Source organism: Pseudomonas sp. LF020, assembly GCF_053456425.1.
The window spans coordinates 197,591-211,765 of record NZ_JBRFIX010000002.1 but is presented as its reverse complement, the minus strand read 5'-3'; the positions used below and the strand labels follow the sequence as shown (position 1 = coordinate 211,765).

At 61.2% G+C, this 14,175-nt stretch carries 9 protein-coding genes; 5 read left to right on the top strand and 4 right to left on the bottom strand.

Going from position 1 to position 14,175, the window contains the following annotated elements:
- The first annotated feature begins 105 nt into the window (after positions 1-105).
- Genes wecB through ACU680_RS05010 form a run of 5 tightly spaced genes read left to right on the top strand, consistent with a single transcriptional unit; the run spans position 106 to position 8,527 of the window.
- Complete coding sequence (gene wecB, locus ACU680_RS05030) at positions 106-1,260, top strand: non-hydrolyzing UDP-N-acetylglucosamine 2-epimerase (RefSeq protein WP_448178821.1); 1,155 nt, start codon at positions 106-108, stop codon at positions 1,258-1,260.
- Positions 1,257-3,431 (top strand): cyclic di-3',5'-guanylate-activated glycosyltransferase NfrB, encoded by a 2,175-nt coding sequence (gene nfrB / locus ACU680_RS05025; protein ID WP_448178820.1) that lies wholly within the window; start codon positions 1,257-1,259, stop codon positions 3,429-3,431. Before wecB ends, nfrB begins: the two co-directional genes overlap by 4 nt.
- On the top strand, positions 3,428-6,589 hold the full coding sequence (locus tag ACU680_RS05020; RefSeq protein WP_448178819.1) for an NfrA family protein: 3,162 nt from the start codon (positions 3,428-3,430) through the stop codon (positions 6,587-6,589). The genes nfrB and ACU680_RS05020 overlap by 4 nt, the downstream gene beginning before the upstream one ends.
- Positions 6,589-7,467: a DUF4434 family protein gene (locus ACU680_RS05015; RefSeq protein ID WP_448178818.1), complete on the top strand. Its 879-nt coding sequence runs from the start codon at positions 6,589-6,591 to the stop codon at positions 7,465-7,467. The genes ACU680_RS05020 and ACU680_RS05015 overlap by 1 nt, the downstream gene beginning before the upstream one ends.
- Entirely contained in the window at positions 7,451-8,527 is a 1,077-nt protein-coding gene (locus ACU680_RS05010) for a GGDEF domain-containing protein (RefSeq protein ID WP_448178817.1), read from the top strand. The genes ACU680_RS05015 and ACU680_RS05010 overlap by 17 nt, the downstream gene beginning before the upstream one ends.
- Positions 8,528-8,630: 103 nt before the next feature.
- Here ACU680_RS05010 and ACU680_RS05005 read toward each other — a convergent pair whose 3' ends face one another.
- The 4 genes from ACU680_RS05005 to ACU680_RS04990 form a co-directional block, all read right to left on the bottom strand.
- A complete protein-coding gene (locus ACU680_RS05005) occupies positions 8,631-10,190 on the bottom strand; it encodes a TerC family protein (RefSeq protein ID WP_448178816.1) in 1,560 nt (519 codons plus the stop codon).
- Positions 10,191-10,564: 374 nt separating this feature from the next.
- Positions 10,565-12,211 carry a phospholipase D-like domain-containing protein gene (locus tag ACU680_RS05000; protein WP_448178815.1) on the bottom strand — a complete coding sequence of 549 codons (1,647 nt, stop codon included), beginning with the start codon at positions 12,209-12,211 and terminating at the stop codon, positions 10,565-10,567.
- 190 nt (positions 12,212-12,401) lie between these two features.
- Positions 12,402-13,076, bottom strand: coding sequence for a vWA domain-containing protein (locus ACU680_RS04995; RefSeq protein WP_448179127.1), 675 nt, complete (start codon positions 13,074-13,076; stop codon positions 12,402-12,404).
- A complete protein-coding gene (locus ACU680_RS04990) occupies positions 13,061-14,059 on the bottom strand; it encodes a magnesium chelatase ATPase subunit I (protein ID WP_448178814.1) in 999 nt (332 codons plus the stop codon). The genes ACU680_RS04995 and ACU680_RS04990 overlap by 16 nt, the downstream gene beginning before the upstream one ends.
- Between the last annotated feature and the right edge of the window lie 116 nt (positions 14,060-14,175).

The following is a 14,175-nucleotide window of genomic DNA, read 5'->3' as shown; positions in this document are numbered from 1 at the left end:
CCGGATTGGACAAGCTCCCATCCGGCTGCTTTTCTTTATTTCTCAGCAAGAGAACACACGCTCGCGGCGTTAGCGCCCAGCGTTGCCATGTCCCAGGAGGGGTCAATGTCTTTCAAAGTCATGATGGTTTTCGGTACTCGTCCGGAGGCCATCAAAATGGCCCCGCTGGCCCGGGTTCTGCGTCAGTGGCCTGACATCCAACTGAACATCTGTTCCACCGGCCAGCATCGGGAGATGCTCACCCAGGTGCTCGACGCCTTTGAACTGACGGTCGACGAAGACCTGCAAGTGATGACTCAGGGCCAGACCATCAACGGCCTCTCGCAGAACCTGCTCGGACAGCTCGACCAGGCCTACGAACGCATCAAACCGGACATCGTGCTGGTACACGGTGACACCACTACCAGCTTCATCGCCGCCCTCGCCGCGTTCAACCGCCAATTGCCGATCGGCCACGTCGAAGCGGGCCTGCGTACCGGCAACCTGCGCGCCCCCTGGCCGGAGGAAGCCAACCGGCGTCTGACCGGGGTGATCGCCGACCTGCATTTCCCGCCGACCTCAAAGACAGCCGCCAATCTCCTGCGCGAAGGCGTGCCCGAGGACAACATCGAGATCACCGGCAATACCGTGATCGATGCCTTGCTGTGGATGCGCGATCACCAGCAACAAACCCACTGGCAGCCCGCCGCCGACTCGCCGCTGGCTGTACTCGATGATCAGCGCCGGATGATCCTGATCACCAGCCATCGCCGGGAAAACATCGGCGATGGCTTTCGCAACATCTGTCAGGCGCTGGCCGAACTCGCCGAGCGTTACCCGGACGTCCAGTTCGTCTACCCGGTACACCTCAACCCGCTGGTGCAAGAAGTGGTGTATGGCACCCTCTCGGACAAACCCAACATCTACCTGATCGCCCCGCAGGACTACCCGAACTTTGTCTGGTTGATGGGGCGGGCGCATTTCATCCTCACCGATTCCGGCGGAGTGCAGGAGGAAGCCCCGGCCATCGGCAAACCGCTACTGGTGCTGCGCGATGTGACCGAACGGCCATCCGTCTTGGAAAGCGGCACCATGCTGCTGGTCGGGACCGACAAGTCCCGTATCGTCGAAGAGTCCAGCCGTTTACTGGACGACAAGGACACCTACACCCGCATGAGCCGCGTGCACTTTCCCTACGGCGACGGCCACGCCAGCGAACTGATCGCCACCCGCCTCCACGCCTGGCTGAGCGCTCGCTCGGCGGCGGGTACCGACGTATGAGTCTGGGTTGGGTCGACTTCTTTGCGTACGTGCTGTTTGCTCTTAAATATGTGGCGATTGGCCTCGCCCTGTTGATGTTCATCCTCGGTCTGGATGACCTGTTCATCGACCTGGTCTACTGGTTCCGCAAGCTGATCCGACGCTGGCGTATCTACGAAAAATTCGAGCGCGCCGACGAACAGCGGCTCTACACCATTCCCGAAAAGCCCCTGGCAATCATGGTGCCGGCGTGGAATGAAGTCGGTGTGGTTGGCGAAATGGCACGTCTGGCCGCCTCGACCATCGATTACGAGAATTATCAGATTTTCGTTGGCACCTACCCCAACGACGCCGAAACCCAGGCCGACGTCGACGCGGTCTGCCAGCACTACCCCAACGTGCACAAAGTGGTCTGCGCCCGCCCCGGCCCCACTAGCAAGGCCGACTGCCTGAACAACATCATCGACGCGATCCTGCGCTTTGAAAGCGAGGCGAAAATCCAGTTCGCCGGCTTCATCCTGCACGACGCCGAAGACGTGATTTCGCCGATGGAATTACGCCTGTTCAATTATTTGCTGCCGAACAAGGACCTGATCCAGATCCCGGTCTACCCCTACGCCCCCGAATGGAAAGGTTTTACCGCCGGGCACTATGTCGACGAGTTCGCCGAGAACCACGGCAAGGACGTCATCGTCCGCGAAGCGCTGACCGGCCAGGTGCCGAGCGCCGGGGTCGGCACCTGCTTCAGTCGCAAGGCGATCAGCGCCCTGCTCGAAGACGGCGACGGCATCGCCTTCGATGTGCAGAGTCTCACCGAGGACTACGACATCGGTTTCCGCCTCAAGCAAAAAGGCATGAAGTGCATCTTTGCCCGTTACTCGGTCAGTGATCCGAAACTGGCACTGGAGCAACCGTGGGTGCTCGGCATGAACCGCGAGTTCTCCCAAGTGATCTGCGTGCGCGAGCATTTTCCTCGCGATCTGCAACATGCGATCCGGCAGAAATCGCGCTGGATCGTTGGCATCGTCTTTCAGGGCACCAAGAACCTCGGCTGGAGCCGCAAGGGCCTGCTCAACTACTTCCTGTGGCGTGACCGGCGCGGGCTGATTGCCTACATGTTGAGTTTTCTGGTCAACCTGCTGTTCGTGGTGCTGATCGCGATGTGGCTGATTACGGTGATTTCGCCCGACTCGTGGCGCTATCCATCGATTCTCTCCGACAGCTCGCTGCTTTCGGTATTGCTCTGGCTCAACGGCTTCATGCTGCTCAACCGGCTGTTTCAGCGTGGCTGGTTCGTCACCCGCTATTACGGGCTGGTCGAAGGCCTGCTCTCGGCACCCCGCATGATGTGGAGCAACTTCGTCAACTTCTTCGCCAACCTGCGCGCACTGCGTCAGGTCATGGAGATGGGCGATTCGCGGCGCGTAGCCTGGGACAAGACAACCCACGAATTTCCGGCATTGACCAAGGCCCAGCGTACCCCCTTGGGTCACCGACTGGTGGATAAAGGCCTGCTCACCGAAGAGCAACTCGAAGCCGCGATCACCAGCCCGGTACGTCGCCGTCTGGGCCGTGAACTGCTGCTGCGTGAGTACATCAACAGCACCCAACTGGTGCAAGAACTGGCCGAACAGCTCGAATTGGAATGGGCACCGCTCAATCCGTTCAAGCTCGATAAACGTCTGATCGAAGCCGTGCCGCGCCGGGTTGCGACCCACTACGGCGTGCTGCCGGTCGCCGAGGAAGGCGAGACTCTGGTGCTGGCCTCCGAAGGCCCGGTCAGCCAGGTTTCGCTCGGCGCAATCAGTCGCCAGTTGAAACGCCCGGTGCGCTGCCGACTGGCCCCACAGGGTCGCGTGACGCTGGGGATTCGCTACTGGTACGCCAGCCACCGGCAAAGTGAGGAAGTGCGTCATATGCTGCAAGTGCTCGAGCGCCATCAGGACGACGAAGCCCTGCTGGAACGCGTCAGCCGCCATCAGGTGTTGCTTGGCAACCTGCTGCAGGTGCGCGGCATGGTGCCGCCGACCCTGTTCAATCAGGCGCTGATCGACTTCGACGCGGACAAGATGTCCCTCGGCGAACACCTGATTTCCCGCGGCATGATCACGGAGCAAGTACTCCAGCAAGCCCTGGCCGATCAGGCCAGTGAACAACAAGCGGCTTACCGCATCGTCCGGGAGGTCGCATGAAACCCGTACATCGTCACACCTTGCTGATGGGCAGCCTGTTGCTCGTCCTGAGCAGCGCCTACCCGCTGCACGCCGCGCCCCTGAGCGACTTTGAACAGTTCCGCAGCTATCCCTACATGGATCGCAGCTACCGCGAAGCCAAAAAAGGCAACTGGAAAGAAGTCGAACGGCTGATGCGCCATCTGCTGGAAAAGGTCCCGAAGAACGACGAAGCGCGGGCGTTGCTGGTGGAATCGCTGGCTAAACAGCGGCGTTACAAGGACGCCGTCGAAGCCTTACCGGCCAATGACAGCGAAGCCACGCTGGACTTGCGTCTGACCTGGATCGAACAGGATCCGCCGAACAGCACCCAGGTCGAGCAATGGATGGCGACCAGCGACCTCAATGACCGCGTGCGCCTGTGGCAGGCCTACAGCCTGAGCCTGGCCAAATTCGGCGGCGCAGCCAAGGCCCACGACTGGCTGGCGCAACTGGCGCCCAAGGGCGACGACAATATTTTGCGTCTGGCCCGCGCCAACTGGTCCGAGCAACTGCGCGACTGGAGCGGCACCATCGAGCAACTGGCACCGCTCGCGGCGCGCAAGCAACTGGATTCCGAGGGTTGGCTACGTCTGGCCAACGCCTATGTGCAGCGCCTGGACGAAAAACCGCTGCAACAACTGCTGCAACAGGCCCCAAGTCCTGCAGCCGCGCGCAAGGTGCGTCTGGCGATGGTCGATCGCGCCATCGCCATGGGCCACGATCAACAGGCTCAGCGCTGGCTGCAGTCGCTGCCTGCAGAGGATCTGGCGGATCCGGCGCAACGCCAGCGGCTGTGGGAACTGGCACGCCAGACCGACGATGTGCCCAGCGTTCAACGCCTGAGCAACGACCTGCAGCGCCCCTGCCTGGAAACCGCCGACTGGTTGTCGCGTCACGACCCGGAAGCAGCACTGACGCAATTGCGCAGTTGCCAGCCAAGCGATGATCCACAAGCGTGGCTGGTGCTCGCCCAGCGCTTGCAGGCCACCGATCTGCTGCAGAGCACAACCTTGCCGCTACCGTGGGAGAGTCGGCGACAGGCGCAACTGCTTGATGTCTGGCAGGAACAGGGCCAGAGCAGCAAGGTCATGGTCTGGCTCGCCGGGCAGCAACAGACCCCGGCGGTGGTCAAACGCCGCGCGCAACTGGCCCAAACCATGGGGCGTCGTACAGAGGAACAAACCCTGTGGGAATACCACTACCGTCAGACCGGCAATCTGGCGTCGCTGAATCAGGCCAGTTTCCTCGCACTCGACAGCGGCGATCGAGCCCACGCGCAGGAACTGCTGGAAAACGCCTATGACCGCTTCGGCGCACGCCTGCCAGGCACCGCGCTGCAGCGTCTGGCCGGAATCTACGCGTCAGCCAAACAGACCACGCCCGCACAGCAGCAGCGGATGGCATCACTGATCCGTCATATCGACGGTGCCACTCGCGGCCAATTGCTTGCGCAACTGGCGGAAAACGGTCAGTGCAATGCTGTTCAGCAAGCGCTTGGCAATCACCCGCAAGCCGCTGGCGATTATCGTGCGCTCGGCCGTTGCGCCATGCCGGATCGCCCCGGTGAAGCGGTGGTTTATTACCAGCAAGCGGAAAAACTCGGTGACCGCAGCAGCCGTTTGCCATTGGCCTACGCACTGGAAGCTGCGGGCGATTCCGCAGGTGCCTTGGCGATCTGGCGCAGCATTCCTGCCGCCGAACTCAGCGACAACGCCCGCCTGACCGCCAGCCGTAGCGCGCTGAATGCCGGTGACAGCCAGGCTGCCGAGGGTTACTGGCAACAAAGCAGGACTCGCGGTGCCAACGAATGGGCGCTCGGCGCAGCGATTGCCGATGCCCGTGGCGATCATGCCCAAGCCTTGCAGCGCCAGCGTCAGGCCTTGCAGCAAACGCCGGATGCCGGGCATTTCTATGCCGCGTCTGTCACTGCACAAAAGGCCGGCGACCTGACGCAAAGCAATGCGTGGCTGGCGGAGGCGGTACGCCGTGAGCCGGACAACCCGCGTTACCGCGCCGATTACGGTATGCGCCTGTCCGGCGCGCCGACTCGCGAAGAACGCGCCCGGGCGATTCCGTACCTGCAGCAAGCCACCCGGGATTTCCCTGAGGATTACCGTCTCGGCGAAACCCTGGCGTGGCGTTATGACGAAGTCGAAGACAGCGCCTCGGCCCGCGAGGAACTGCGTCGGGTCATTGATCTGGAGCAGAACCCGGTTGCCGCCGACGACGAAGACGGCAGCATGGAAGCCCGGCGCTACCGCCAGCGTCGCGCCCACGAAACCCTGTCGCGTCGTGACAGCTTCACCCTCGCCAGCACCTGGTCGCCGGCAGGGGTCTCGACCAACGATTTCCTGCGCGACGACAACAGCAAAGGTACACGCCGTAGTGCCAGCTCGCAGAACGTGCAAGTGGCGATGTGGGACCACGCGCTGGGCGAAGAACCGAGTCGCGCGGGCAGCACGCTGTCAGTCTACGGGCGGGTTCTGCTCGGTGGTCAGAGCCGCTCCAGCTACGCTGAATCCGCTGCGGCGGGGGTCGGCCTGCGCTACAAGCCGTGGGGCACGCAAAACATCAACCTCTACGCTGAAATCTACAAGCAGAGCCAGTTCGATGAGCAGGACAATCACGGCCTGAGCCTTGGGCAGATGATCAATCCGCACAAGCTCTCCGATCAGCTCGACGATCATCGTCAGGACGGCCACACCACCACCGACTACCTGCTGCGCGCCACGGCCTCGTTCCTCGATCAGGGCCAGTACCGCAATGACTGGCGCGTCGATGAAAGCGACTGGGATGAGCGTTTTCTCTATCTGGATGCCGCGTGGTGGACCAAGGCTGGCGACCATCAGTGGCTGTCGCGTTTCCAGCAAGGGCATGCGTGGAAGCTGCCGTCCAACGCCGCACAGACGATCATGCCGTATGGCTTTCTCGAATTCGCCAGTCAGGACCCGAGCAACGACTGGCGCCAGGATCTGCGCACCGGGGTCGGTCTGCGCTGGCAATGGTGGTACGACGATGATCGCTACAACGCTTACCGCTCGAAACTGACGGTGCGCACCGAGTACCAGCAATCGCTGGGCGGCAATCTGTATGACGGTGGCAACGGTGTGTTACTGGGCGTGGAGTGGAATTTCTGATGGCGCGCTGGATGATGTTTTTCTGTCTGCTGCTTGGCGCAGTCTTTGTGCGTGCCGACGAGCGCGTGTTTTACCAGCCGCTGAATGTCGATGCCAGCCTCAGTCAGGCTCAGTGGCAGCAAATCTGGCAAGACACTGCGCGTCAGGGTGCCCGCACCGTGATCGTGCAGTGGACAGCCTATGGCGATTCGGACTTTGGCGGCGCCAGTGGCTGGCTCGCCAACAGTCTGAAACTGGCGCAACAACATGGCTTGCAACTGGTGCTCGGGTTGAAGATGGATCCGGCCTATTACCAGCGCATCGACGAACTCGACAGTGCCGGCCTCGGCACCTACTGGCAGGCACAGTTGGGCCAGTCACTGGCGCAACAGCAAACATTGCGCGAGGACTGGAAGCTGCCAGTCAGTGGCTGGTATCTGCCACTGGAGCTGGACGACTTGCACTTCCTGGCGACAGATCGCCGAGCCACATTGCAACGCCAGCTCAAGGATTTCGCCAGCAAGCTCGATGCACCGTTGCACATCAGTGCATTCAGCGCCGGCAAACTCGCGCCGGGGGTAAACGGGCAATGGCTGGGCGAACTGAGCGCCGGCGGGATTCAGGTGTGGTGGCAGGATGGCGCTGGCACCAAGAAACTGTCACCGGTGGTACGCAGCGGTTACGCCAATGCACTGCCCTGCTCCGTGGGCATCGTGCGCGAGGCATTTCGGCAGGTCAGTGCCGAGGGGCAGGCCTTTCGTGCCGAACCTGCGCCGCCCGATGCGACCTCCACAGGCTGCCACGCCAGCGCGGTATTTTCCCTGCGTTACCGCCCGTGGGGCCGGGTGATCCTCGACAACCAGCGCAAACAGCAAAGCAGCAATGTACAAACTCATTGAAGAGCAGGTACTGAAAAAAACCGCGCCCGCCGAGTTGCGGGCCGAGTTCATCCAGCATGAATTCGAACGGCTGCACACGTTCAGCCTGCTGATCTACGCCGCCAGTATTGCGATCTGGCTGGTGTTCGATCTGGTCGTCAGTTTCCTCGGTGAACAGGGCTTCACCTGGCGCTCGATGGCCTTCGTCACGTTCTTTGCAACGCTGACCGTGGTGCTGGGCTTCACCCGCAAGGCCCGGTATTTTGACGTGATCACGCTGCTGTTCGTACTCGGCCTTACCGTTGGCGTGCGATTGATCGTCACCGGCATCCCGCCTGCCGTTCATAGCTCCTGGCTGGTACTCGCTGCGGCCAGCATGCTGTATAGCGTCTCGGTGTTGCCACTGAGTCGCTGGGCGTTCTTTGCGACGCAAGCCATCATCTGGCTGGTACTCAATCCGTTCATCAACACCCCCACCACCCTGATTGAGCTGCGTGGCGTGATGACCGCCTGCTACAGCGTGTTTCTCTGCTCGTTGACGATCTACACCTTTCTCAAACTGCGTGAGGCCAAGCTCTACAACTACATCATGTCCCGGCTGCTGCTGGATCAGGCCTATAACGACACGCTGACCGAAATCCCTAACCGTCGATCGTTCATGACCGTCGCGCAAAAACACCTGCAAGCGGTCCCTCGCGAGCACGACCATTACCTGGCGATGATCGACATCGACAACTTCAAGAAAGTGAATGATGTGTACGGTCACGACATCGGTGATGAAGTGCTGAAACGTGTGGCAGCCGATATCAAGACGGTGATGGTGCGCCACGATTTCGCGCGTCTGGGCGGCGAAGAGTTTGCGATCTACCTGACGGGTGTGCGGCGCGAAGATGTCGAGGCGCTGGCTGGCGAATTGTGCCGGGTGGTTCGCGAGCAACCGACGCAGCATCCGGTCACGATCAGCATGGGTGTGACCCGGGTAGAGGATGGCGATACCTTGAATCGGGCGCTGGTCAAGGCGGACGACGCGTTGTATGAGTCAAAGCATACGGGCAAGGATCGCTTCACTTTTCATCAGTGATTTTGTGGCGCAGGACAGATTGCATTCGCGAGCAAGCTCGCTCCTACTCTGGGACACATTCCACAGTGAGAGCGAGCCTGCTCGCGAAAGAAGCACTCAAGGATTACGCGACGTCACGCACCAGCAACACCCGCGTCACCCGCCGCTCTTCAACGGCCACCACGGTCATTTGCCAGCCTTGGTACTGCAGGCGATCCCCCTTCATTGGCAAGCGGTCCAGCAGGCTCATCACCAGTCCGGCCAAGGTCTGATAGTCCTCGGTCGGTTCGGCGCCAAACCCGGTGCGCTGGCGAACACGGGTCAGGTTCAATGCGCCGCTAACGACAAACCCGCCCTGCTCCTCGATCACGTCCGGACCTTCGATTTCGCTGGCATCTGGCAGCTCGCCGGCAATCGACTCAAGGATGTCGGTCATGGTCAACACGCCGACAAAGTCACCGAATTCGTTGACCACGAAGGCGATGTGGGTCGACGCCGTGCGCATCTGCTCCAGCGCATTGAGGATCGAATAACTGTCGAGCAGGTTGATGGTCTTGCGCGCCAGGTGCTCCAGATTCGGCTCGGTACCGGCCAGGTATTCCTTGAGCAGTTCCTTCTTGTGCACGAAGCCCAGCGGCTCATCCACCGCGCCGTAGCGAATCAGCGGCAGACGCGAATACGACGAGTGCATCAATTTTGTGCGAATCGTTTCGGCGTCGTCGGCCAGATCGATGGTGTCGACGTCGGCGCGCACGGTCATCAGGTTGCGAATCGGCCGCTCGGCCAGTTGCAGTACACCGCTGATCATCACTCGCTCACGACGGTCGAACAGCTCCGAACTCGGGGTTTCGCCGTCATCCAGCAGGTCAGATATCTCCTCGCCGACCTCCTCCGCCTCCAGCTTGCGCCCGCCCAGCAGACGCATCACCGCATGGGCCGTGCGTTCACGTATGGGGCGCAGGCCTTGCATCGATCGTTTGCGACGGGCCCGGGCGATCTGGTTGAACACCTCGATCAGGATCGAGAAACCAATCGCCGCATACAGATAGCCTTTCGGGATGTGGAAGCCCAGGCCTTCGGCCGTCAGGGCAAAACCGATCATCATCAGGAAGCCCAGACACAGCATGATCACCGTCGGGTGCGCATTGACGAAACGGGTCAGCGGCTTGCTGGCGACGATCATCAGGCCGATGGAAATGATCACCGCGATCATCATCACCGCCAGTTCATCCACCATACCGACTGCAGTGATTACCGCGTCCAAAGAGAACACCGCGTCGAGCACCACAATCTGCGCGACGATCGGCCAGAACAATGCGTAAGCGGCATTGGTCGAGCGCTGGCCGACGTGCCCCTCAAGTCGTTCGTGCAACTCCATCGTCGCCTTGAACAGCAGGAACACACCACCGAACAGCATGATCAGGTCACGACCGGAGAAGCTCTTGTCGAACACCTCGAACAACGGCTGTGTGAGAGTCACCAGCCAGGAAATACTCGCCAACAGGCCCAAGCGCATGATCAGCGCCAACGACAGGCCGATGATCCGCGCACGATCGCGCTGATGCGGTGGCAGCTTGTCTGCCAGGATGGCGATGAACACCAGGTTGTCGATACCCAGCACCAGTTCCAGCACGATCAGAGTCAACAAGCCTAACCAGGCCGTGGGATCCGCTAACCATTCCATAAAATGTCTCGATCTCTCTTCAGTGAATTCAGGCTGCCGGGCACGGCAAAGTGCAACGCGAAGGCTCTGAAGCCGCGTTGTCAACGATAGTCGGGAGTCGGAAAACCGGATACTGCGAGTGCGTCAAGACCGCGCCATGGCGCGAGGAGAAGGTACGACTGGGAGGCTCCAAGAGGGTGTTCATGCAAATCCTGAATTAAAAATGGCCTTGGAGCGTACAGGCTCAAGGCACATTTTCTACAGCGGCAAATCATTTCAAAATCTGTATCAACAGCCCATCGCCCCCCTGTAGGAGCTGCCGAAGGCTGCGATCTTTTGACTTTGTTGTTCAAGATCAAAAGATCGCAGCCTGCGGCAGCTCCTACAGTTGGCTGTCATCGTCCGGCAAAGCGCAACCGCGACAACTGTCGCAAATCCCCCTCGACGTAATAATCGTGGGTCCAGCTGTCATCCACCGCCAACGGACTCACCTGCTTCAGCTCAAGTTTTTTCGCGAAATATCGAAAACGGTAATGCTCATAGAAGCGCAGCAATTCCAGGCCATAGCGGTCCGCCAGGTCGGTATCGCCTCGAATGATCAGGTAATTTTCGTCATTGCCGTTACTGGCCGAGGTGCTGAGGTTGTGGCTGCCGCTGATGATGGTCGGCGCGTCGGTAGTGAAGTCGGTGACCACCGCTTTGGTGTGCACCAGCAGGTTGCCCTTCTGGCCCTTCATGTTTTCTTTCAGCCAGCCTTCCAGCCCGGTGTTGAGCAAAGCTGTGGCAGCGAATTCGGCGGTGCGGTCGGCATGAAATCCGGTGATGCTGCTCGCGGTATTTTGCAGGCCGTAGCGCAAGATATCGTCATGCGGTTTGCCGAGCAGCGCGTTGAGGATCACGTCCGGCAGGCTGAACGCGGTGACGAACAACACGTCCTTTTTCGCCGCCTCGATGATCTCGACGAACTCACGCAAATCGCCGCCACCGCTGCGTGGCGAGAACCCGGCGAACAGCGGCTGCGTCGGGTCCATCGGGTTGTGCTCGGTGATCCAGCTGCGCGTCGCAGCGACATCGGCGGGGTTGGCCCAGACCTCATCGAACGTTTGCAGATAGGCAGTGGCAATCGTCACATCGTCGAGCGTATGCACCACATTGGCCTGGCGATACACGCCATTGGCAGTGAAATTGGTGCTGCCGCACAGCACGGCCTGCGGTTGCCGCTGACCGGTGCCATCGACTCGGCTGAGGACGATGAATTTGTCGTGAAAAATATTGTGAGTGACCCGGCCCCGCTTGTTTGCCGCCGGCAATTGGGCGAGGTTCGCTTCGTTGAGGGTTGTATCCGGGTCCTCAGGCTGGGCGTGATACAGCACCCGCACCTGCACCCCTCGGGCGAACGCCGCGTTCACGGCATCGATGATCGCCTGCAACTGATACTCGTAAATCGCGATATCCAGCGCCCAATTGGCGTCCACGGCACGCTCGATGTACCCGAGCAATCGCTCCAGCAGTCCGTTCTCCAGCCACAGTCGTGCCGCGTCGGGCCAGGCTTCGATGGGCATGTTCTTGTTGGCGCTGATCTGCGCGTCGAGGTCGGGAAACTTGCGCTGGAAGGCCTGACTAGCGGCCACGGCACGGTTGAAGATCACGCTCTGGTTGGCTGGGTGGCCGTCGTCACTGGTGATGCTCAGCTCCAGTGATTCGCCCAGTTGCGGCGCATCCGCCGTGCCGTAGGCCAGATGCACGCGATAGTGCATCGTCGTGCCCGGATTGACCGCGTAATCGGCCCAGCGGAATTTCTGCAGCGGCGCCTTATCGCTGGGTGTGGCGTGATACTGGGGGAACGTGTGCGCCTTGCCGGGAAACGTCAGGCTGTTGAACAGGAACAACCACGGTTTGTCGCCCTGCTGCTTCTCGATGGCAAACCCGAGCAGGCCTTTGCGCCGGGGTTCGGCCAGGTCCATGGCGAGTAATACGCCGTTGGTGCCGGCGTAGGCTTTGACACGAAAATCGTCCTGAGGATTGGCGACCAGTACCCGCATGATTCACTCCTTGTGATTGGGCTGGGGTGGAGCATAGAGGGTCGGAGTCTGATTGCCATGTTCACCTGAAACCGAGTCGGGGCCATCGCCAGCAGGCTGGCTCCCACAGGGTTTTGTGTCGCACACAATATTCGTGAACACCACTCACACTGTGGGAACCAGCCCGCTGGCGATGAGGCCCGCACGGGCATCACACATCATCAATATGCCGATAATCCACATTCAGCGCCATCGCCAATTCCCGCGCCCGTGCCAGGCGGATCGGTCCACGCTCGATGTCGATCAACAGCCCCGGACACTCCAGTGGCGACAGCGGCGGCAAGACTTTCAAACGCCCATCCGTCACCACCAGCAAGCGCTGCTGCTCGGCGGGAAAGCGCTTCTGTCGCTGCACCAGCCATTGCTGCGCCTGCATCAACGCTGCCACCAACGGCGTGCCACCGCCAGCACCCAACGCCTCCAGCCAGGCGCGCAAGCCACTCGACGCCTTCAATCCTTGCACCTGCCATTTCGGCGCGCTGCCGCTGGCGGTCAGCAATGCCAGGCGGGCGCGCTGACGATAAGCATCATCGAACAATTGCGCGAGCAAGCCCTTGGCATCGCTCAGTGCCTGATGCCGACGCGTCGAGGCCGAGGCGTCGACGATCACCAGCCACAATTCATGGGCAGAACGAGTGCGCAGCTGAAATTGCAGATCTGCGCGTGTCTGCGGCCGACCGTTGAGCAACGTCCCCGGCCAGTTCACCAGACCGCCGCGCGCGGCGTGGCGCTGGCCCTGACGTCCGTGGTCGAGTTGTCCGGCGCGGGGTCTGGCATTCGCCCCCGCGTCGGATCGGGGACGAATGCCGGTTACTTTTTTGGCCAGCTCGGCACTTCGCGACGAGCACCCGTGGCCAGTGCCGGGGCGGGCATATCACCCCACTGGCCCTGCCCCTCGCTTGGTTCAGCCTGGGATTTGGCCGAGCTCTGTGCGGGCGATTGCGGACTCGACGAAGATGGCTCGCGACGGCGATGACGCAGGGCAAATTCAGCTACGGCGTCGATGTCCTGCTCGGCAATCGCTGCCGCGCCGCGCCATGCCGCGTGCGCACGGGCCGCACGCAGCCAGACCAGATCGGCGCGCAAGCCATCGACACCCGACGCAAAGCAACGCTCGGTGATGCTCGCCAACGCGTCGTCATCCAGCGCAATGCTCGCCAACAGGATGCGCGCCTGTTCGCAGCGCTCACGCAGTGCTTGCTGCCGGGCTTCCCACTGCGCGCAGAACGCCTGTGGATCGCTGTCGAAATCCAGTCGACGACGGATGATCTGCCCGCGTTCAGTTGGCGCGGTGTGGCCGCTGAGGGCGACGTTCAGGCCGAAACGGTCGAGCAGTTGCGGGCGCAGTTCGCCCTCTTCCGGGTTCATCGTGCCGATCAACACGAACCGCGCCGAATGCCGATGGGAAATCCCGTCGCGTTCGATCAGGTTGGTGCCACTGGCCGCCACATCTAGCAGCAGATCCACCAGATGATCGGGCAGCAGGTTCACTTCATCGACGTACAGCACGCCGCCGTCAGCCTTGGCCAGCACGCCGGGGGAAAACTGCGCGCGCCCTTCACTCAGCGCGGCGTCGAGATCGAGGGTACCGACCAGACGTTCTTCGGTGGCGCCCAATGGCAGGGTGACGAATTGACCGCTGGCGAGCAGATCAGCCAAGCCACGGGCCAGGGTGGATTTGGCCATGCCGCGCGGGCCTTCGATCAGCACGCCACCGATTTTCGGGTCGATGGCGGTGAGGCACAGGGCGAGTTTCAGGTCATCGGCGCCGACCACGGCGGAGAGCGGGAAATGCGGGGTGTCGGTCATCTTCAATACTCGGTCATGGTCGGTGTGAATTCATTTCAATGTAGGAGTGAGCCTGCTCGCGATAGCGGTGGGTCAGCAACAAACAGGTTGGCTGATACACCGCTATCGCGAGCAGG